The organism is Mesorhizobium sp. M7A.F.Ca.AU.001.01.1.1, assembly GCF_004022735.1.
Taxonomy (GTDB): domain Bacteria; phylum Pseudomonadota; class Alphaproteobacteria; order Rhizobiales; family Rhizobiaceae; genus Mesorhizobium; species Mesorhizobium ciceri.
The window spans coordinates 1-832 of the sequence record NZ_RZPF01001248.1; the positions used below are offsets into that span (position 1 = coordinate 1).

An 832-nucleotide genomic window follows, 5' to 3' on the forward strand; every position below is an offset into this window, starting at 1 on the left:
CGCTCGCTCTGCGAACGCAACAGCGTCACGTCTTCCCCATATTTCGGATCCTTGCCGAGCGCCTTTTCCATCTCCTTGGCGACAAGCGCGATGGTGGCGAGCGGCGTGCCGAGCTCGTGCGCGGCCGCGGCGGCCAGCCCGTCGAGCGCCGAAAGGTGTTGCTCGCGCTGCAGCACCAGCTCTGTTGCGGCGAGCGCATTGGCCAGAAGCCGGGCTTCGGCTGCCACCCGAAAAGCATATATGGCGGTGAAGGCGATCGAGGACAGCACCGCCATCCACATGCCGGCGACATAGAGAAAAGGCATGGCCAGCGGCGCATCCTCATGCCAGGGCAGCGGCAGATGGACAAAGACCAGAAAGGTCGCCGCCGACATGACCAGCCCGCCGAGGATGGCAGTCAGGCGCAGGGGCAGCGATGTCGCCGAAATGACGACAGGCACGGTCATCAGCAGCGAGAACGGATTGGTGAGGCCGCCGGTCATGTAGAGCAGGCCGGCAAGCTGCAGGCTGTCGAAGATGAGGATGCCGAAGGCCGCAAGCGGCGTGAGCCGGTGTGCCGCCGGAAAGCGAAAGGCGAGAAACAGGTTCATCCAGGCCGAACAGGCGATCAGGGCAAAGCAGAGGCTGACCGGCAGCGGAAACTTCAGCCCATAGGCGACGACGAGCACCGCCAGGCTCTGACCGACAATGGCAAGCCATCGCAACCGGATTAGCGTGTTGAGGCGCAGTCTCTGGCTCTGCTGGAAATCGGGCGAACGCAAAACGTTGATCATGGCCATGAATTACAGCCGCGAAGCTCCAAAGGCTAGGTCCCGCGCGGCTTGGCCCGGGC

General features: G+C 63.8%; 1 protein-coding gene. It reads right to left on the minus strand.

What is annotated here, in order from left to right; genetic code table 11:
- The coding region (locus tag EN884_RS37425; RefSeq protein ID WP_164895489.1) for an ActS/PrrB/RegB family redox-sensitive histidine kinase at positions 1 to 779 on the minus strand (779 nt) is incomplete at its 3' end.
- Positions 780 to 832: the final 53 nt, after the last annotated feature.